The sequence below is a fragment of the Azonexus caeni genome (assembly GCF_048146105.1).
GTDB lineage: Bacteria > Pseudomonadota > Gammaproteobacteria > Burkholderiales > Rhodocyclaceae > Azonexus > Azonexus aromaticus_B.
The window spans coordinates 205,407-224,489 of sequence record NZ_JBKJAD010000003.1; the positions used below are offsets into that span (position 1 = coordinate 205,407).

General features: G+C 62.7%; 17 protein-coding genes. All 17 read left to right on the plus strand.

The window, feature by feature from the left end:
- Positions 1-24: 24 nt before the first annotated feature.
- Positions 25-2,838, plus strand: a complete 2,814-nt coding sequence (locus ACLIIZ_RS06045; protein WP_416691219.1) for a methyl-accepting chemotaxis protein — start codon at positions 25-27, stop codon at positions 2,836-2,838.
- A gap of 1 nt (position 2,839) precedes the next feature.
- Positions 2,840-3,754 carry a CheR family methyltransferase gene (locus ACLIIZ_RS06050; RefSeq protein ID WP_416691220.1) on the plus strand — a complete coding sequence of 305 codons (915 nt, stop codon included), beginning with the start codon at positions 2,840-2,842 and terminating at the stop codon, positions 3,752-3,754.
- Entirely contained in the window at positions 3,751-4,359 is a 609-nt protein-coding gene (cheD, locus tag ACLIIZ_RS06055) for a chemoreceptor glutamine deamidase CheD (RefSeq protein ID WP_416691221.1), read from the plus strand. The genes ACLIIZ_RS06050 and cheD overlap by 4 nt, the downstream gene beginning before the upstream one ends.
- Positions 4,360-4,387: 28 nt before the next feature.
- The gene (locus tag ACLIIZ_RS06060) at positions 4,388-5,461 is read left to right on the plus strand and encodes a protein-glutamate methylesterase/protein-glutamine glutaminase (protein ID WP_416691222.1); all 1,074 of its coding nucleotides are present in this window, start codon (positions 4,388-4,390) and stop codon (positions 5,459-5,461) included.
- Between the two features lie 70 nt (positions 5,462-5,531).
- Complete coding sequence (locus ACLIIZ_RS06065) at positions 5,532-5,840, plus strand: STAS domain-containing protein (RefSeq protein WP_416691223.1); 309 nt, start codon at positions 5,532-5,534, stop codon at positions 5,838-5,840.
- A 129-nt stretch (positions 5,841-5,969) separates the two neighbouring features.
- On the plus strand, positions 5,970-6,950 hold the full coding sequence (locus ACLIIZ_RS06070) for a chemotaxis protein (protein WP_416691224.1): 981 nt from the start codon (positions 5,970-5,972) through the stop codon (positions 6,948-6,950).
- 17 nt (positions 6,951-6,967) lie between these two features.
- Positions 6,968-7,906: a chemotaxis protein gene (locus ACLIIZ_RS06075; protein WP_416691225.1), complete on the plus strand. Its 939-nt coding sequence runs from the start codon at positions 6,968-6,970 to the stop codon at positions 7,904-7,906.
- Positions 7,907-7,929: 23 nt separating this feature from the next.
- Positions 7,930-8,325 carry a chemotaxis response regulator CheY gene (gene cheY, locus ACLIIZ_RS06080; protein WP_416691226.1) on the plus strand — a complete coding sequence of 132 codons (396 nt, stop codon included), beginning with the start codon at positions 7,930-7,932 and terminating at the stop codon, positions 8,323-8,325.
- Between the two features lie 10 nt (positions 8,326-8,335).
- Positions 8,336-9,166, plus strand: a complete 831-nt coding sequence (gene cheZ / locus ACLIIZ_RS06085; RefSeq protein WP_416691227.1) for a protein phosphatase CheZ — start codon at positions 8,336-8,338, stop codon at positions 9,164-9,166.
- 12 nt (positions 9,167-9,178) lie between these two features.
- Positions 9,179-11,074, plus strand: coding sequence for a chemotaxis protein CheA (locus tag ACLIIZ_RS06090; protein WP_416691228.1), 1,896 nt, complete (start codon positions 9,179-9,181; stop codon positions 11,072-11,074).
- A gap of 183 nt (positions 11,075-11,257) precedes the next feature.
- Positions 11,258-12,391 (plus strand): flagellar biosynthesis protein FlhB, encoded by a 1,134-nt coding sequence (flhB, locus tag ACLIIZ_RS06095; RefSeq protein WP_416691229.1) that lies wholly within the window; start codon positions 11,258-11,260, stop codon positions 12,389-12,391.
- Entirely contained in the window at positions 12,392-14,476 is a 2,085-nt protein-coding gene (flhA, locus tag ACLIIZ_RS06100; RefSeq protein WP_416691230.1) for a flagellar biosynthesis protein FlhA, read from the plus strand. It abuts the gene before it with no gap.
- A complete protein-coding gene (gene flhF / locus ACLIIZ_RS06105) occupies positions 14,473-15,912 on the plus strand; it encodes a flagellar biosynthesis protein FlhF (RefSeq protein WP_416691231.1) in 1,440 nt (479 codons plus the stop codon). The genes flhA and flhF overlap by 4 nt, the downstream gene beginning before the upstream one ends.
- Positions 15,905-16,792, plus strand: coding sequence for a MinD/ParA family ATP-binding protein (locus ACLIIZ_RS06110; protein ID WP_416691232.1), 888 nt, complete (start codon positions 15,905-15,907; stop codon positions 16,790-16,792). The genes flhF and ACLIIZ_RS06110 overlap by 8 nt, the downstream gene beginning before the upstream one ends.
- On the plus strand, positions 16,792-17,547 hold the full coding sequence (locus ACLIIZ_RS06115; RefSeq protein ID WP_416691233.1) for an RNA polymerase sigma factor FliA: 756 nt from the start codon (positions 16,792-16,794) through the stop codon (positions 17,545-17,547). Before ACLIIZ_RS06110 ends, ACLIIZ_RS06115 begins: the two co-directional genes overlap by 1 nt.
- The gene (locus tag ACLIIZ_RS06120) at positions 17,540-18,280 is read left to right on the plus strand and encodes a flagellar motor protein (RefSeq protein ID WP_416691234.1); all 741 of its coding nucleotides are present in this window, start codon (positions 17,540-17,542) and stop codon (positions 18,278-18,280) included. The genes ACLIIZ_RS06115 and ACLIIZ_RS06120 overlap by 8 nt, the downstream gene beginning before the upstream one ends.
- Positions 18,280-19,074: a flagellar motor protein MotD gene (motD, locus tag ACLIIZ_RS06125; RefSeq protein WP_416691235.1), complete on the plus strand. Its 795-nt coding sequence runs from the start codon at positions 18,280-18,282 to the stop codon at positions 19,072-19,074. The genes ACLIIZ_RS06120 and motD overlap by 1 nt, the downstream gene beginning before the upstream one ends.
- Positions 19,075-19,083 lie beyond the last annotated feature (9 nt).

A 19,083-nucleotide genomic window follows, 5' to 3' on the forward strand; every position in this document is an offset into this window, starting at 1 on the left:
TCATTTCCCAGGAAAGGCAGATTCATGCGCAACAACCAACCTGTCACTGCGAACGAGGTGCTCCTGGGCGCCGATACGCTGATCGTCTCCCGGACCGATCCGAAGGGACTGATCACCTACGTCAATAAGGCATTCATCGATATCAGCGGTTTTGCCGAGTCGGAACTGCTCGGCCAGCCGCATAACATCGTTCGCCATCCCGATATGCCGGTCGAGGCTTTTGCCGATCTCTGGCACGATCTGCAGGCCGGCCGGCCGTGGACCGGCATGGTCAAGAATCGCTGCAAGAACGGCGATTTCTATTGGGTCCAGGCGACCGTCACGCCATTGTGGGAGAACGATCTGCTGGTCGGTTACCTGTCGGTACGACGGCGGCCGACGCGCGAACAGGTGACCGCGGCAGAAAGCGCCTATCGCCTGTTCCGCGAACGGCGCGCCGGCGGCCTGCGGATTCGCCATGGTGCCGTGGTCAATGGCGGTCCTGGCTGGTTTGCTGGCTGGTCGTTGCGGCAGAAGCTGTTTGCCGGCTTTGCCACCTTGCTGCTGGCGACCGCCCTGGTTGCCGGGATCGGTGCCTGGGGCGCCGGGCGCAATTACGACAGCGCGGTGCGCATCAACGACGATGGCGTCCTGCCGATCCAGTCGCTGGCAGTGATTGGCCGCCTGATGGCGGAAAACCGCAGCCAGATCATGCTGAGCCTGCAGCACAACCCGCAAGGGGGCTACGCCAGCCTGCACGATCACGACATCCAGTTCCACCTGCGGCAGATCGATGCCAACATCGCCGAAATCAGCCGGCAGTGGGAAATTTATCAGCAGCATGTCGAGGCCGGCGCCCAACAGGAAATGGCTGCCGAGTTCCAGCAGGCGCGCGAGCGTTTCGTGCAGGAAGGCCTTCTGCCGGCGAAGGCCGCCTTGCTCGAGGGGCGTTTTGACGATGCCAACCTGATTCTGCTCAACAAGATCAATCCTGCCTATACCAAGGCCGCCGCCAAGGCGGATGCATTGTTCCTGGCTCGCGAGGAAGGCGCCCGGGCGCTGGTCGCCCACAGTCAGGCGCTGTACGCGACGACGCTGGCCTGGAGCATTGGCCTGACCGTCCTGGCGCTAGCCCTTGGCTTGTGGATCGCGGTGGCGATCACCCGCTCGATCACCCGGCCGATCGGCGAAGTCATCGCCGCCTTCCGCGAACTGGCGAACGGCAATTACACCAGCAACGTCGATGTTTCCCGCGACGACGAAATGGGCAAGGTGCTGCAGGGGCTGATGTCGATGCAGATCCAGCAGGGCTTCAGCGTCGCCGAGGCGCAGCAGTTGGCCAACGACAACCTGCGCATCCGCATTGCCCTCGATTGCGTCAATGCCAACCTGCGCATCGCCGACGATGACGGCACGGTGATCTACGCCAACAAGGGCCTGCAGCGCACGCTGCGGCGGATCGAGCCGGCGCTGCGCGAGCGGCAGCCCAACTTCTCGGTCGACCGTTTCATCGGCAGCAGCATCGGCGATTTCTATGCCGATCCGCAGGCGGCACTGCGCGGTCTGCGCGAACTGCAGAGCACGCGCAATACCGAAATGGAAATCGGCGGGCGGATTTTCAACGTCGTCACCAATCCCATCGTCAATGAGCGGGGCGAGCGTCTGGGTACCGTTGGTGAATGGCTGGACCGCACCGCCGAGATCAACGCCCAGCGACTGGTCGCCGACTTGATCGAGCACGCCGCCGCCGGCAATCTGGAAGCCAGGCTCGACGCCGACGCCCTGGAAGGCTTCTACCGCGAGCTGGGGCGTGGCATCAACCGCTTGCTGGAAACCACCGGTTCGGCGGTCGGCGAGATCGCCGGGCTGTTGTCGCGGATCGCCGCCGGCGACCTGATGCACACGGTCGAAGCCGATTATCAGGGTACCTTCGGCCAGTTGAAGAATGACGCCAACCAGACCGTCATGCGCTTGCGCGAACTGGTTGGTGGCATCCAGTATTCCGCGGAAACGATCAATGTCGCGTCGAAGGAGATTGCCTCCGGCAATCAGGATCTTTCGGTGCGGACCGAAGAGCAGGCGAGCAGTCTCGAGGAAACCGCCTCGAGCATGGAAGAGTTGACCGCCACGGTCAAGCAGAACGCCAGCAACGCCCGTCAGGCCAATGAACTGGCCGGCAACGCCCAGCGCATCGCCGAGCAGGGTGGTGAAGTGGTCGGCAAGGTGGTCGAGACCATGGGCTCGATCAATCAGGCCAGCGCGCGGATCGCCGACATCATCGGGGTAATCGACGGCATTGCCTTCCAGACCAACATCCTTGCCCTCAACGCCGCCGTCGAAGCAGCGCGGGCCGGCGAACAGGGGCGGGGCTTCGCTGTCGTCGCCACCGAAGTGCGCAGCCTCGCCCAGCGCAGTGCTGCCGCCGCCAAGGAAATCAAGAGTCTGATTTCCGATTCGGTCGAACGGGTCGAAGCGGGCAGCAAGCTGGTCGACCAGGCCGGGGCGACGATGACCGAGATCATGAGCAGCATCAAGCGCGTGGCGCGGATCGTCACCGACATTGCCGAAGCCAGCCGCGAGCAGAGCGCCGGGATCGAGCAGGTCAGCCTGGCGATCAGCCAGATGGACGAGGTGACGCAGCAGAATGCCGCCCTCGTCGAACAGGCGGCCGCCGCCGCCGAGAGCCTGGAAGAGCAGGCGGAATCGATGGCGCGTGGGGTTGCCGTGTTCAAGCTGGCCGAGGGGGCGGTGCCGGTATCCAAGCCCTTGGCCCTGGCTTCGCCGACACGCAAGCCGGGGGGGCGGTCGAAAAATCCGTCGCCGGCGCTCAGTCTGGACGACGAATGGGAAGAGTTCTGACATGACCATAGAGCCAAAGCGTCCGCTGCCGTCCTTGGGTAGCTTGCGTAACGACCTCAACCGGGTTCTGCCCAAAGACACCGGGGTGCGCGAATTCCAGTTTTCCGACGCCGATTTCGAGCGCGTGCGCAAACTGATCTACCAGCATGCGGGGATTTCCCTGTCGCCAGTCAAGAAGGACATGGTCTATTCGCGGCTGGCACGCCGTTTGCGGGCGCTCAACAAGCATTCCTTCACCGAGTACCTGGACAGCCTGGAGCGCCATGGCGGCGACGAATGGGAGCGTTTCGTCAACTCGCTGACCACCAACCTGACCTCCTTCTTCCGCGAGCCGCACCACTTCCCCATCCTCGCCGAACATCTGCGTCAGATCGGCAACCGGCGACCGGTGCGGATCTGGTGTTCAGCAGCGTCGACCGGCGAGGAGCCCTATTCGATCGCGATGACAGTCGCCGAAACCTGCGGCGCCGATGCCTCGCATGTCAGCATCATTGCTTCCGATCTCGATACCAACGTGCTGGCGACGGCCCAGAAAGGCGTCTACGCGATGGACCGGCTGGAAAAGATGTCGCCGGAGCGTCTGCGCCGCTTTTTCCTGCGCGGCACCGGCGGCCAGGAGGGCTTTGCCGCCGTGCGCCCGGAGTTGAAGCGGATGATCGAATTCCGGCGCATCAACCTGCTCGACGCCAGCTATCCGGTGAAGGGGCCGCTCGACATCCTGTTCTGCCGCAACGTCATGATTTATTTCGATAAGCCGACGCAGTACCAGATCCTTTCCCGCTTCGCACCGTTGATGCAGCCCGATGGCCTGCTGTTTGCCGGGCATTCCGAGAGCTTCCTGCACGCCGCCGATCTTTTCCGTTCGCAAGGCAAGACGGTTTATGTCCTTGCCGGGGCTCGCCAGGGACGCGCGTGAATCACGCCTATAACGAAAACCTGGCGGCCAATCGCTATTTCGACCGGCATTTTTCCAGCGAAGCCGCCAAGATACTGCCGGGCGAGTACTTCGTCTCGGATCAGGGAATGCTGCTCGTCACCGTGCTGGGGTCCTGCGTCGCCGCCTGCATTCGCGATATTGATGCCGGTATTGGCGGCATGAACCATTTCATGCTGCCCGACGACGGAGGGCGCTCCGAAACGGTCGGCACTTCGGCGCGTTATGGCTCGTATGCCATGGAAGTCCTGATCAACCACCTGCTGAAGATGGGCGCGCGCAAAAGTCGGCTGGAGGCCAAGGTCTTCGGCGGAGGGGCGGTGATGTCCAGCCTTTCGAGCAGCAATGTCGGGGTGCGCAACGCGGAATTTGTGCTCAATTACCTGAAGACCGAAAAAATTCCCGTCGTCGCCAAGGACTTGCTGGATTCCTACCCGCGCAAGGTATATTACTTTTCACAGACAGGGCGCGTGTTGGTGAAGAAGTTGCATCGCGTCCACAACGAAACCCTGTTCAGTCGTGAGCGGGATTACAAGGAGAGACTGTCTGGCGCAAGCATGGGCGGCGATGTGGAGCTTTTTATCTGATGTTTGATCAGTACGATGGTGGCGGCAAATGAAAAAGACGCGTGTCCTGATCGTGGACGACTCGGCGTTGATGCGCTCGCTGCTGACCACCATGATCAACGGTTTTGCCGATCTCGAGGTGGTCGGCGCGGCGCCCGATGCGTCGAGCGCGCGCGAGTTGATCAAGACTCTGGCGCCCGATGTGTTGACCCTCGATGTTCACATGCCGGGCATGGATGGCCTGGCATTCCTCGAACGCCTGATGCGCTTGCGGCCGATGCCGGTGGTGATGGTTTCCTCTTATACCGGCGAGACATCGGAAACGACGCTGCGTGCGCTGGAACTGGGCGCCGTCGATTTCATCGGCAAGCCGCGCTCGGACTTTCCCAATTCGATGGAGGCTTATGCGGAAGAACTGGCAGAAAAGATCCGGACAGCGAAAAGCGCGCGTCTGCGCGGCGCTCCTGCGCCCGCCGCCAGCGCCGGCATTGCCAGGAGCTCTCGTGCGATGACGGCGGCCAAGGCTACGAACGGCGCTTCCCCGTATTCGAGCAGCAACGGAAAGATCATCTTTCTCGGTGCGTCAACGGGCGGGACCGAAGCAATCAAGGAGTTCCTCCTCGGCATTCCGGAAAACTGTCCGCCGATCCTGATCGTGCAACACATGCCGGAGTCTTTCACCACTTCCTTTGCCCGCCGTCTGGACGGTCTTTGCGCGCCGCGCGTGATCGAGGCGCAAGGCAACGAAAGGGTCGAGGCGGGCACAGTGTATATTGCGCCGGGGCATTCCCATCTGCGTATCCGGCGTAGCGGCGGCAATCTGCTGACCGAGCTGTCGGGGGCCGAGCCGGTTAACCGGCATCGCCCGTCGGTGGATGTGCTGTTCGATTCCGCCGCCGAAGTGGTTGGCCGGCAGGCGGTGGGGGTCATCCTCACCGGCATGGGCAAGGATGGTGCTCTGGGCATGCTGCGCATGCGTCAGGCCGGGGCCAGGACCTTCGGCCAGGACGAGGTGAGTTGCGTTGTCTACGGCATGCCGCGGGAGGCTTTCCTGATTGGTGCAGTGGAAGAGCAGTGGCCGCTGGAAGAGATGGCGCGCAAGGTGATGGCTGCGGTGCGGTGAGATCCATAAAGGGCTTGCTAGAATCGCCGGAAGTATTAAACTTGTGTTGTTTTTGATATTTTTAGGAATCATGATGCAGGCAACTATCAGGCAGGATGCGGGGATGGCAACGATTGCGCTGGCCGGTCGTTTTGATTTCAACACCCACCGGGATTTCCGCGCCGCGTATGAGCCCTTGGTCAGCGACGATGCGGTGCGGGCGGTGACCGTGGATTTTTCGGGTGTCGATTATCTGGACAGTTCCGCTCTCGGCATGCTGCTGATGCTGCGCGACAAGATGGGCGGTTGCGGCAAGGATGTCGTGTTGTCCGGGGTGCAGGGAAGCGTCAGGCAGGTTCTGGAAATTGCCAACTTCAGCAAACTGTTTCGCATTGTTTGATTCATCGGTCATGTGGTCCGTCCGGGGCGGTCTTCGCCACTGCGGGCGTCGAGGTTGGCTGAACGGCCAGTTGCATGGTAGTTTTGCCCGATACGGAACCTGGGCACCGTCCCGGGCGAGGGGAAAAGAATGTCGGAACTACTGAAAAATATTGATGCGCGAACCAAGCTGGCGGGAACCAACAAGCTTGAAATCCTGTTGTTCTTCCTCGGGGTCGACCAGCGGACCGGGCGTCGCGAAACATATGGCATCAACGTTTTCAAGGTGCGTGAGGTGATGCGTACGCCCGCCATCACGGCTGCACCGGACATGCCGCCTTCGGTGGAGGGGATGGTGAGCCTGCGCGGCGCGCTGGTGCCGGTGATCGATCTGGCCAAGTACACCGGGATTTCCGCCGATACGCCGCGCGAAATCATGATCGTCACCGAGTACAACGGGCACACCCAGGGTTTTCTGGTCGAGGGGGTCGACACCATCCTTCGTCTCGACTGGAGCAAGATGCGCGTGCCGCCGGAAATGCTGACGGCGCAGACCGGCGGTCTGGTCACCGCGGTGACCGAACTCGAGGACAACCGCCTGGTGATGATGATGGACGTCGAAAAGGTGCTGGCGGAAACCACCAGCATCGACAACGAAATCATGTTCCGTAGCGTTGTTCCGGTCGACCGTCCGGATGCGACGGTTTTCTACTGCGACGATTCCAGTGTCGCCCGCAAGCAGATCGAGCGCACCCTGGAAGCGATGGGCGTGCGCGGACTGGGGGCGCTCAATGGCCGGCAGATGTGGGATGAAATGGAGAAGGTGGCAGGCTACGCCAAGTCGGTCGGCAAGCCGGCGTCGTCGCTGATCAGCCTGGTGCTGACCGACATCGAAATGCCGGAAATGGACGGCTACATCCTGACCAAGAAGATCAAGTCCGATCCGCGTTTCGCCAATATCCCGGTCATCATGCACTCCTCCTTGTCCGGGATGTCCAATCAGAAGCTCGGCCAATCGGTCGGGGTCGATGAATATGTGCCCAAGTTCGAACCGCAGCGCCTGTCGGAAACCCTAGCCCGCCGTCTGAAGGGCGAGAGCGAAGGCGAAGCCGGGGCGATTGCCACGCGTTGAGCCGCCGGGAGACGATAATGAATCTGGTCGAAAACAAGAACTTGCTCGATAGCGTCGACGCGCGTACGCGCCTGGCGGGCTCGAACAAGATGGAAATCCTGCTGTTTTCCCTGGGGACCCGGGAAATCTTCGGCATCAACGTGTTCAAGGTCAGGGAAGTCGGGCGCACGCCGCACATCACCAAGACCCCGAACATGCCGCGTGGCGTCGAAGGGCTGATTTCCCTGCGCGGCAACGTCATTCCCGTGCTCTCGCTGGCGCCTTTCCTGCAGTTGGAAGGCGTCCCGCCAGGGCTGGGCAAGACCATGATGGTTGCCGAATATTCCAAACGGACCCTCGGTTTCCTGGTCCATGAAGTCGATCGCATCATCCGCGTCGACTGGGACCGGGTGAAGGCGCCGGAAAGTGTGCTGAGCGCCAACCACGGTCTGATCACCGCGGTCATCGAACTCGAAGGTGGCGGTCTGGTGTCGATCCTCGATGTCGAGCAGATCCTGGCCAATGCCTTCGGCGAGGCCCTGGTTGTCGATATCCTGCCGGCGCAGGTCGATCCGGATACCAGCGTGTTTTTCGTCGACGATTCGATCGTCGCCCGGCGGAAAATCTCGGAAGTGCTGGACAAGCTCGGCGTCCGGCACAAGCACGCGACCAACGGCATGGAAGCCTGGACCCGCCTGCAGGCCATCGCTGCCCACGCGCAGCAGATCGGCAGCGTCCTGCGCGACGAGATTCGCCTCATCCTGGTCGATGCCGAGATGCCGGAGATGGATGGCTACGTGCTGACCAAGAACATCAAGGCCGATCCGCGTTTCGAAGGCGTGCCGGTAGTGATGCACTCGTCGCTGTCGTCGGAGGCCAATCGGGCGATGGGCAAGGCGGTCGGAGTCGATGCCTATGTGGCGAAGTTTGACGCAGAGGCGCTGGCGGACACGCTGCGCCCGTTGATCGAGCGATAACGGAATGAATACTGGAGTTTTGCATGGCTGCTGATCCCAAAACGCGATTTCTGGTGGTGGACGATTTTTCGACCATGCGCCGCATTGTTCGCAACCTGCTGAAGGAGTTGGGCTTTACCAACGTCGATGAAGCGGAAGACGGGGCCATCGCCTTGCAGAAGCTGCAAGGCGGCGGTTTCGAGTTCGTCGTCACTGACTGGAACATGCCGAACATGGATGGCCTGACGCTGTTGCAGACGATCCGGGCGACGCCGCACCTGAAACACTTGCCGGTGCTGATGATCACTGCCGAGGCCAAGAAGGAAAACATCATCGCGGCGGCGCAGGCGGGGGCCAGCGGCTATATCGTCAAGCCGTTCACGGCGGGCACCCTGTCCGAGAAGTTGACCAAGATTTTCGAAAAACTCGGCCAGGGTTAAGGGGAATAGCATGTCAGCCAGTAACGATTCCGCCGACCTCGAAGCGCTGTTCGATTCGATCGCAGCGGATTACGCCACCGCGCCAGCGGCGCCAGTGCCGCCGCCCGCCACACCAAAGGTCGCAGTGGACGGCGATAACGACGAGCTGCAGGCGCTGTTCGACAGCGTTGCGGCGCAGAGTTCGGCCAGCCAGCCGGACAAGGCCGCCGACGACTCGGGTGGGCAATGGCCGCAACAGGAAGCCGTGTTCAACCGGATTGGCCAGATGGCGCGCGTGTTGCACGACACGCTGGGGCAGCTCGGTTACGACAAGCTGCTGGAGAAAACCGTTGCCGCAATACCGGACGCCAAGGACCGCTTGGCTTATGTGGCCAACCTGACCGAACAGGCGGCGTGCCGCGTTCTCAACGCGACCGACATTGCTGGTCCGCTGGTCGATGATATGGAAAGCCGCTCGCAGAGCCTTGGTCAGGCCTGGGACAAGGTATTCGCCAACCAGACCAGTCCGGCGGAGTTCCGGCAACTGGCGATCGAGACCCGGGAGTTCCTGAAGCAGCAATTACCGGAAAAAGCACGGGCAACGCATGCCCAGCTGACCGAAATCATGATGGCTCAGGACTTCCAGGATCTGACCGGGCAGGTGATCAAGAAGATCGTCACTCTGGCGCAGGAACTCGAGAGCGGCCTGATGGGGCTGCTTATCGAGGTCTTGCCCGATGCCCGCAAGACCGACGAAGTGACCAGCTTGATGAACGGTCCTGTGGTCAATGCCGAGGGGCGCTCCGACGTCGTCGTCAATCAGGAGCAGGTGGACGATCTGCTCGACAGTCTAGGGTTCTGAGGAGGAACTGAGATGAGCGACTTTTCTGGCATGGAAGATCTGCTGCAGGATTTTCTGCAGGAAGCCCACGATCTGCTCTCCGATGTCGATAACAAGCTGGTCGATCTGGAAAAGACGCCCGACGACAAAGGCCTGTTGAACGATATCTTCCGTGGTTTCCACACGGTCAAGGGCGGTGCCGGTTTCCTTAATGCAACCGAGCTGGTGACCTTGTGTCACCTCACTGAAAATCTGTTCGACCGTTTGCGTAATGGCGAGCTGGAACTGACCGCCGAACTGATGGACGTGATCATGGACGCCACGCGCGGTGTGCGCGAAATGTTCGGCGAACTTGGACAAGGGGTGCAGCCGCAGCCTGCCGATGGGCGGGTGATTGCCGCCCTGCAGGGGGCGCTCAATGGCGAGATGCCAGCAGCCGAGCCGGTTGTCCAGCCGGTGGCCGCCAAGCCGTCGGTCGCGGCGGCCGCAGCCCCGGCCGCAGCCGGCGAGCCCGACTGGGCGGCGTTGCAGGCGGCGGTAACCGGCGAGACTGCCCAGGTGGCGCAGGCCGCTGAAGGCGAACTGATCACGCGTGCCGAGTCGGCCCCGGTTGGTGCCAAATCGGCCAAGGCGGCGGCGCCGTCGCCGTTCGGGCGGCGGGCTAGCGATCGTCCGTCGGCTGCGGGCGCGAGCTCGCGACGGGCGGAAGAGCGCGGCCGGGAGAACACGATCCGGGTCGATACCTCGCGTCTCGATCAGGTACTCAACCTGTCCGGCGAAATCGGCCTCACCAAGAACCGCCTGACCAGCCTGCGCGCCGACATCCTGGCCGGCAAGAACGATTCCGAGACCCTGCATGCGCTCGATCAGGCGGTCAGCCAGCTCGATCTGCTGGTTTCCGATCTGCAGAACTCGGTGATGAAGACCCGGATGCAGCCGATCGGCCGCTTGTTCCAGAAGTATCCGCGGATTGCCCGCGACCTGGCCCGGCAGCTCGGCAAGGATGTCGAACTGGTGCTGGCCGGCGAGGAAACCGAAGTCGACAAGACGATGATCGAGGATCTGGCCGATCCCCTGATCCACCTGATCCGCAATGCGGTCGACCACGGCGTCGAAATGCCCGAAGAGCGCTCGGCCGCCGGCAAGCCGGCGAAGAGCCTGGTTCGCCTGGAAGCGCGCCAGGAGGGCGATCACATTGTCCTGATCATCGCCGACGACGGTCGTGGCATGAGCGCCGAGCGCATTCGTGCCAAGGCGGTGGACAAGGGTTTGATTTCGGAAGAAGAGGCCAATACCCTCGACGAGCGGCAGAGCCTGAACCTGATCTTCCTGCCGGGCTTCTCGACCAAGACGCAGATTTCCGACGTCTCCGGACGCGGCGTCGGCATGGACGTCGTCAAGACCAACATCCAGAAGCTCAACGGTTCGGTCGAGATTCGCTCGGAACCGGGCAAGGGCTCGGTCTTCCTGATCTCCCTGCCGCTGACCCTGGCCATCCTGCCGGTCCTGCTGGTGCTGCTCGGCGATCAGCCGTTCGCCCTGCCGCTGTCGCTGGTTCGGGAAATCCTGCCGATCGATCAACAGCGCATCCAGGAAGTCGGCGGCAAGGAAACCCTGGTGGTACGCGGCGAAGTGCTGCCGGTGATTTCGCTGGCCAAGCTGCTCGGCTGGGAAATCGTCAGACCACCTGAATACGGGGTCTTCATGCAGACCGCGGAACGTAGCTTCATCCTCGGGGTGGACAGCTTCGCCGGTCGCGACGATGCCGTCATCAAGTCGCTGGAAGATTTCCGGCCGAAGGGGGTGGCGGGCGTGACCACGCTGTCGAACGGACAGATCGTGCTCATCCTCGACATGAAGGAGTTGCTTGCCGATTACGGCCAGCACGCTGAAATGGGAACGGCGATCCGCAATTTCGAATTCTCCTGAACGACGATTTCCTTGCCGGTCAACGAGTTAGGGAGGAGGCTGAGGCCTCCTCCCTTTTTTCGGGTTTTGCTATTTGTCATTGGCTTGCGCCGTTTACCTCGAAACTGATTAAAAAAGACGCGCTACCTATTTAATTTCTTTGGTTTTTTTCTATAATAGCCATACCCTGTACAGATAATGGTCATGGCTGAAGACAGCGATCTCGAGAAAACTGAAGAGCCAACCGGTAGGCGTATCGAGCAGGCGCGCGAAAAAGGGCAGATTCCCCATTCGCGCGAGCTCGGTACTTTCACCGTGCTCATCGTTGCCGCCATGACGCTTTGGATGATGGGTGGCTGGTTTCTCGACCGCAGTCTGGCTTTGGGGCGCAAGGCCTTTACCCCGGAAATTCACCACCTTCTCGAGCCGGCGATGATCGTCCCGCGGATGGTCGAATTGTTTGCCGACACCTTCTTCGTTTTCTCGCCGCTATTCGGCCTGCTGCTGGTGGCGGCGATCCTGCCGCCGTTCTTCCTCAATGCCTGGGTGTTCGCGCCGAAGGCCCTGGTTCCCGATCTGCAGCGCATGAATCCGCTGAGCGGTCTGGGTCGGATGTTCTCCTGGAACAGCCTGATGGAGCTCGGCAAGGCGGTACTCAAGGCGACGCTGGTCGGTGGCGTCGCCGTGCTGCTGATTTCGCGGCAGCGCGACGCGATCTTCGGTCTCCTGGCCGAGCCGCTGGAAAGCGGACTGGCGCACGCCGGCGACATGCTGATGTTTTCCTTCCTGATGCTCGTTCTCACGCTGCTCATCGTGGTCGCGGCGGATGTTCCCTTCCAGCTCTGGCAGTACTACCACAAGCTGAAGATGACCAAGGACGAGGTCAAGCAGGAAATGAAGGAAATGATGGGCGACCCGATGGTCAAGGGGCGCATCCGCAGCCTGCAGATGCAGGCTGCGCGGCGTCGGATGATGCAGGCGGTGCCGCAGGCCGACGTGATCGTCACCAACCCGACGCACTACGCCGTCGCCCTCGCCTACAAGGCCGGCATGGCGGCGCCGAAAGTGGTGGCCAAGGGAACCGGCGTGATCGCCTTGAAGATCCGCGAACTGGCCGCCGAGCATGCGGTGCCGACGCTGGAAGCGCCGCCGCTGGCACGCGCCCTGTACAAGCATGGTGATCTCGACAAGGAGATTCCGGGCGGGCTTTACGCCGCGGTCGCCGAAGTTCTCGCCTACATCTACCAACTGGCGCGCTGGCGCGAAACGGGTGGTGCCTATCCGGTGCCGCCGCAGCAGTTGCCGGTGCCGCCCGAACTCGTGCCGGAGGCTGCGTAAATGGCGGCCGGTTCGATGCGTCTGCAAAACCTGCTCGGACGGCTGAACGTCGTCCAGATGGCGGCGCCGATCCTGATCCTCATGGTCCTGTCCATGATGGTCCTGCCGTTGCCGCCGTTCATCCTCGATCTCTTCTTCACCTTCAACATCGCGATCGCCGTGCTGGTCCTGATGGTTGCGGTGAACACCCAGAAAACGCTGGATTTCTCGGTTTTTCCGACCGTCCTGCTGGTGACGACGCTGTTGCGCCTGTCGCTCAACGTCGCCTCCACCCGCGTCGTGCTGCTCGAAGGGCATAACGGTCCGGATGCGGCCGGCAAGGTGATCGAGGCCTTCGGGCATTTTCTGGTCGGCGGCAACTTCGCGGTCGGTATCATCGTTTTCATGATTCTGGTGGTAATCAACTTCATCGTCATCACCAAGGGCGCCGGGCGCGTCGCCGAAGTTTCCGCGCGCTTCACTCTCGATGCGATGCCGGGCAAGCAGATGGCGATCGACGCCGACCTCAACGCCGGCCTGATCGGCGAAGAAGAGGCCCGGCGGCGGCGCAGCGACATCTCCCGCGAATCCGAGTTCTACGGTTCGATGGACGGTGCGTCGAAATTTGTCCGCGGCGACGCCATCGCCGGCATCGTCATCATGCTGCTCAACATCGTCGGCGGCCTGATCGTCGGCATGGCGCAGCACGACATGGCGATCGCCGAAGCGAGCCGGGTTTACACCCTGCTGGCGATCGGCGACGGCCTGGTCGCCCAGATCCCGGGGCTGATCATCTCGATCGCCGCCGGTCTGGTGGTGACCCGGGTTTCCGACGATCGCGACATGGGGCAGCAGTTCGTCATCCAGATTTTCAGCAATCCCAAGGTGCTCGGCATCACTGCCGGCATCATCGCCCTGCTCGGCATGATTCCGGGCATGCCCAACCTGGTTTTCCTGCTCATTGCCGGCAGCCTGGCCTGGTTTACCTGGCGCCTCGCCAACAAACAACAACAGACCGTCAGTACGCCGGTCAAGGTGGCGCCGCCGCCGATTCCGGAAGCCATCGAAGCCAGCTGGAGCGATGTTGCGCCGCTCGACGTGCTCGGTCTGGAGGTCGGTTATCGCCTGATCCCGCTGGTGGACAAGAGTCAGGATGGCGAATTGCTGCGCCGCATCCGCGGCATCCGCAAGAAGTTCGCTCAGGAAGTCGGCTTCCTGGTCTCGCCGGTGCACATCCGCGACAACCTCGAATTGAAGCCGAATGCCTACCGCATCCTTTTGAAGGGCGTCGAGGTCGGCGCCGCCGAAGCCTATGCCGGCCAGTTCCTGGCGATCAATCCGGGGCGCGTTGCCGGCACCCTGAGCGGCACGCCGACCAAGGACCCGGCCTTTGGTCTGCCGGCGGTGTGGATCGACATCATGCAGCGCGACCAGGCACAGGCTTACGGCTACACCGTGGTCGATGCGTCGACCGTCGTCGCCACCCACCTCAACCACCTGATCCTGACCCACGCCGCCGAATTGCTCGGGCGCCAGGAAGTGCAGCAACTGCTCGACCATCTGGCCAAGGAAATGCCCAAGCTGGTCGAGGACCTGGTGCCCAAGGTCCTGCCGCTGGGCAGCCTGCAGAAAATCCTGCAGGGCCTGCTCGACGAAGGCGTGCACATCCGCGACATGCGCACAATCATCGAGACCGTCGCCGATCACGCACTGCGCACGCAAAGTGCCGACGACCTCATCGTCCAGGTGCGCATCGCCCTCGGCCGTGCGATCGTCCAGCAGCTGTTCCCGGGCAACGGCGAAATGCAGGTCATGTCGCTTGATCCGACGCTCGAGCGCCTGCTGGCGCAGGCGGTTGCCGGCGGATCGGAAAATACCAGTTTCGAGCCGGGTCTCGCCGACACCCTGGTGCGCGAAACCGCCGCCGCCGCGGGGCGTCAGGAAGGGCTGGGACTGCCGGCCGTCCTCCTGGTGCCGTCCAGCCTGCGCCTGCTGCTCTCCAGATTCCTGCGCCGTACCGTACCGCAACTGAAGGTGCTGTCGCACAACGAAGTTCCTGAGAATCGAATCATCAAGGTGACCTCGATCATCGGAGGTAGAACATGAACGTCAGAAAATTCATTGCCGCCAATGCGCGGGACGCCTTGAGAAAAGTCAAGGAAACCCTTGGCAACGACGCCATCATCCTGTCCAACCGCGGTGTGCCGGGCGGGGTCGAGATCATGGCGGTGGCCGCGCGCGACATGGCGATGATCGTGCCGACGCCGGCTGGCGATATCACGCCACCACCGGTCGAGCGGCCCGCTGCGCCGAGTGTCGATGACGATTACCGGGTCATGCTCAGTTCTGCCCGCGCCCGGATCAGCGGGACGATGCCACCGGTTCAGCCGCAGTCGCCGCCGGCACCTCGGCCGCAGGCGGCAGCGCCGCAGCAACGGCAGGCGGCACAGGTGAATGCCGGCATTCCGCGTACCGGCGCCCTACGTCAGGCGGACGTGCCGCCGCGCCCAACCACGCCGCCGCAACGCCCCCAGCCGCAAGTCGCACCAGCGCAGACGCAGGCCGCGCCAGCCAGGCGCCCGGAGGCTGAAGTGGTGCCGCAGGCGGTGATGGACGAAATCCGCTCGCTGCGCAAGATCGTCGAGCAGCACCTGGCCGGCTTCGCCTGGGGCGAGACCGCCCGTTCCGAGCCGGTGAAGACTGAAGTCCTGCGGCAGATGCTCGACGCCGGGTTTTCGCCGCAGATGGCGCGCGACCTGCTCACCGACCTGCCGCCGGAAATGGATGCCGGGCAGGCGATGGCCTGGGTCAAGGGGGCGGCCGACCGCTCGCTGACCATCGTTGGCAGCGACGGTGACATCGTCGACCGCGGCGGCGTCTATGCGCTGGTCGGGCCGACCGGTGTCGGCAAGACGACGACCACGGCAAAACTTGCCGCGCGTTGCGTGCTGCGCCACGGGCCAAGCAAGGTCGCGCTGGTGACCACTGATGGCTACCGGATCGGCGCCCACGAACAGCTGCGCATCTACGGCCGGATTCTCGGCGTCGCCGTCTATCTGGTGAAGGACGCGCTGGAACTGCGCCAGACCTTGATCGAACTGCAACACAAGCACATGGTGTTGATCGACACCATGGGGATGAGCCAGAAGGACAAGCTGGTTCCCGAGATGAACGACATGCTGGCCGGCTGCGACGTGCAGCGCCTGTTGCTGCTGTCGTCGACCTCGCGCGGCGACACCCTGGACGACGTGATCCGCGCCTACGCCGGCTACAACCTGGCGGGCTGCATCCTGACCAAGATCGACGAGGCAGCCAGCCTGGCGGCACCGCTCGACGTCATCATGCGCCACGGCCTGCCGCTCTACTACGTCTCCAATGGCCAGCGCGTGCCGGAAGACCTCCATCTGCCCAACCGCAGCTACCTGCTGCACCGGGCTTTCAAGGACGTGCCGGAAACCTCGCCGCACAAGTACAACGGCGTCGAACCCGGCCTGATCATGGCCAATGCCGGCATGATGGCCGTGGGAGGACGTCGTGGCTGATTTTCGCGTGGACCAGGCGGCCGGCCTGCGCCGTCTGTTCGGCAGCCACGGGCTGCAGGTGGTGACTTTTGTTGCTGGTTGCGAAGGCGTCGGCCGCAGCGTCACCGTTGCCAATCTCGGTGTCGCCCTGGCCCGTCTGGGCAAGGAAGTGCTGATCATCGACGAACATGCGCCGGGTGACGACATCGCCGCGACCTTCGGCATGCAGGGCGCCTACGACCTGCTCAACGTCGTGCAGCGCGAACTGCCGTTGCAGCAGGTCCTGCTGCGACCGATGAGCGGCCTTTCCATCCTGCCGGCGGCAAAGGCGGTACGCAAGCTGGGACGGCTGTCCCTGCACCAGCAGCAGACGCTGGTCGATGCGATGTCCGGCCTCGAACGCTCGGTGGATGTCATCCTGGTCGATGCGACGATCGCCCACCCGGCGGGATTCTCGCCTTTCGGCCTGGTCTCGCAGGAGACCGTGGTCGTCCTCTCCGGCAACAGCGCGTCGATCACCGAAGCCTACGCACTGATCAAGAAAGTCAGTCACGCCTTCTCGCGGCGCCATTTTCGCATCCTGGTCAACAAGGTGCGCAGCCTCGACGACGCCCGCTCGATCTACCAGAACATCGCCCAGGTGGCGACGCAACGCGGCGTGGCGACGCTCGACTATGCTGGTGCCATTCCCTACGACGAGGCGCTGCGCACCGCCAGCCAGCTCTGCCGGCCGGTCCTCTTCCAGGTGCCGGACTCGCCGGCGGCCAACGCCTTCCGCGATCTGGCGGCGGACATGCAGTATTGGCAGCAGGGCGATGCCGGCCAGGGCGGGGTCGAACAATTCCTTCAGCAACTGTTACACTTGAGCCAACGCATAACACCGAACGTCTTACGAGCCTGATGTACACCGCCGCGGGGCAGCCAGACCGGAACGAGTTGGTTCAGCGCTTCGTGCCGCTGGTGAAGCGTGTCGCCTATCACCTGCTGGCGCGCTTGCCGGCCAACGTGCAGTTCGAGGATCTGGTGCAGAACGGCATGATCGGCCTGCTCGATGCGATCGACCGTTTCCAGGAAGGATTCGGCGCCCAGTTCGAGACCTACGCCACCCAGCGCGTGCGCGGTGCGATGCTCGATGGCCTGCGTGCCAACGACTGGCTGCCGCGTAACCTGCGGCGCGAACTGCGGCGCATCGAACAGGCGATCAACCAGCTCGAACACCAGCACGGTCGCGCCCCTTCCGAGCAGGAACTGGCCGACGCGCTGGGCATGGGGTTGAGCGAATACCAGAAACTGCTGCAGGATGCGCGCGGCCATCAACTCGTCTATTACGAGGATTTCGGCGACGAAGAGGATGCCGACTTTCTCGAGCGCCATTTCGTCGATAGTGATGGCGATCCGGCCGGTATCCTGGAAGACAAGGACATCCGGGAGAATTTGGTGAAGGCGATCGCCCGCCTGCCCGAACGCGAGAAGCTGATGATGGCCCTCTACTACGAACAGGATCTCAACCTGCGCGAGATCGGCGAAGTCATGGGCGTCACCGAGTCCCGCGTCTGCCAGTTGCATAGCCAGGCGATCGCCCGCTTGCGCGGGCAACTGGTCGGCGAGGTCAAGCAGGCCGTCGGGCGCCGGCGCAAGGAGAAGTCGCTTGGATAAGCTCAGCCTGGCCGGGCTGGCGATTGGCTTGCTGGCCATCGTTGGAGGACAACTGCTCGAGGGCGGCCATGTCGGTTCGCTGGTGCAGCCGACGGCGCTGTTGATCGTCTTTGGTGGCACGCTGGGCGCGGTGTTGCTGCAGAATCCGTTTCCCGTTTTCAGGCGCGGCGTGCAGATGGCGCGCTGGGTCTGGTTTCCGCCGACCTTCGACCAGAAGCGGAGTATCGAGCAGATTCTTCAATGGAGCCAGCTTTCGCGGCGCGAAGGCCTGTTGGCGCTGGAGAATCATCTGCCCGGCGTCAAGGACGAGTTCACCCGCAAGGGGTTGCAGCTCCTGGTTGATGGCGCCGACCCCGAGCGAATCCGTGACTTGCTGGAAGTCGATATCGACAGTTACGAGCAGGAATGGCGGCAGGCAGCCAAGGTCTGGGAATCGGCCGGCGGCTACTCGCCGACGATCGGCATCCTCGGTGCCGTGATGGGCTTGATCCACGTCATGGAAAATCTCTCCGACCCGACCAAGCTCGGTTCCGGAATCGCCGTCGCCTTCGTTGCAACCATCTACGGTGTCGGCCTAGCCAACCTGATTTATCTGCCGATCGCCGGCAAGCTCAAGTACTACATCGCTCGTCAGGTTTCGGTACGCGAAATGCTGATCGATGGCCTGGTCGGCATCGCCGTCGGCGACAATCCGCGCATCATCGAAAGCCGCCTGAAGGGCTATCTGCACTGATGGCGCGGCGGCGACAACGCGAGGAAGAGCCGGAGAACCACGAACGCTGGCTGGTTTCCTACGCCGATTTCATCACCCTGCTGTTCGCCTTCTTCGTCGTCATGTACGCCATTTCCTCGGTCAATGAAGGCAAGTACCGGGTGCTGTCCGATTCGCTGGTCAACGCCTTCAAGAACACCACCGGTTCGCCCGGCGGACAGCCGATGGTGGTGATTCAGGGGGCGCCGGTGATGCCGCCGAAACCGGTGACCAAGCCTGACCGGGTCGCGGCGGCGAAGGTCGAGGCGGCCCGGGTGGCGCAGCGGGAGACGATGCGCGATGTCGCGGGGGAAATCATGCGTGCCTTGCAACCACTGGTCGCGCAAGGCAAGGTAAGGCTGCTCGAGACCAGCCGCGGCGTCACCATAGAAATCAACGACAGCATCCTCTTCGCTCTTGGTCAGGCCAACCTGCAACCGGCGTCGATCAGCGCCTTGCAGGCGGTGGCGGCAGTGCTGGCGGATTCGGATTTTCCGATCACCATCGAAGGCCATACCGACAACGTGCCGATCGCGACGCCGCAGTTTCCCTCCAACTGGGAGTTGTCGGCGATGCGGGCAACTACCGTGCTGCGCCTGTTCAACGATGCCGGGGTTGGCGCCGAGCGGCTGACGGCGATCGGTTACGGCGACACCCGGCCGGTCGAAACGAACACGACCGTGGAAGGGCGGGCGAGAAACCGCCGTGTGAGCATCCTGATCGATTCGGAACGTCCGGAGCGCCCAACCGAGTTATCGGCGCAACCGCTGCAATAAATGCGAGTA

Excerpts from the sequence above, each read along its gene's own strand:
- ACLIIZ_RS06045 (WP_416691219.1), top strand. The coding sequence starts at position 25 with ATGCGCAACAACCAACCTGTCACTGCGAACGAGGTGCTCCTGGGCGCC.
- ACLIIZ_RS06050 (WP_416691220.1), top strand. The coding sequence starts at position 2,840 with ATGACCATAGAGCCAAAGCGTCCGCTGCCGTCCTTGGGTAGCTTGCGT.
- ACLIIZ_RS06060 (WP_416691222.1), top strand. The coding sequence starts at position 4,388 with ATGAAAAAGACGCGTGTCCTGATCGTGGACGACTCGGCGTTGATGCGC.
- ACLIIZ_RS06065 (WP_416691223.1), top strand. The coding sequence starts at position 5,532 with ATGATGCAGGCAACTATCAGGCAGGATGCGGGGATGGCAACGATTGCG.
- ACLIIZ_RS06070 (WP_416691224.1), top strand. The coding sequence starts at position 5,970 with ATGTCGGAACTACTGAAAAATATTGATGCGCGAACCAAGCTGGCGGGA.
- ACLIIZ_RS06075 (WP_416691225.1), top strand. The coding sequence starts at position 6,968 with ATGAATCTGGTCGAAAACAAGAACTTGCTCGATAGCGTCGACGCGCGT.
- cheY (WP_416691226.1), top strand. The coding sequence starts at position 7,930 with ATGGCTGCTGATCCCAAAACGCGATTTCTGGTGGTGGACGATTTTTCG.
- cheZ (WP_416691227.1), top strand. The coding sequence starts at position 8,336 with ATGTCAGCCAGTAACGATTCCGCCGACCTCGAAGCGCTGTTCGATTCG.
- ACLIIZ_RS06090 (WP_416691228.1), top strand. The coding sequence starts at position 9,179 with ATGAGCGACTTTTCTGGCATGGAAGATCTGCTGCAGGATTTTCTGCAG.
- flhB (WP_416691229.1), top strand. The coding sequence starts at position 11,258 with ATGGCTGAAGACAGCGATCTCGAGAAAACTGAAGAGCCAACCGGTAGG.
- flhA (WP_416691230.1), top strand. The coding sequence starts at position 12,392 with ATGGCGGCCGGTTCGATGCGTCTGCAAAACCTGCTCGGACGGCTGAAC.
- flhF (WP_416691231.1), top strand. The coding sequence starts at position 14,473 with ATGAACGTCAGAAAATTCATTGCCGCCAATGCGCGGGACGCCTTGAGA.
- ACLIIZ_RS06115 (WP_416691233.1), top strand. The coding sequence starts at position 16,792 with ATGTACACCGCCGCGGGGCAGCCAGACCGGAACGAGTTGGTTCAGCGC.
- motD (WP_416691235.1), top strand. The coding sequence starts at position 18,280 with ATGGCGCGGCGGCGACAACGCGAGGAAGAGCCGGAGAACCACGAACGC.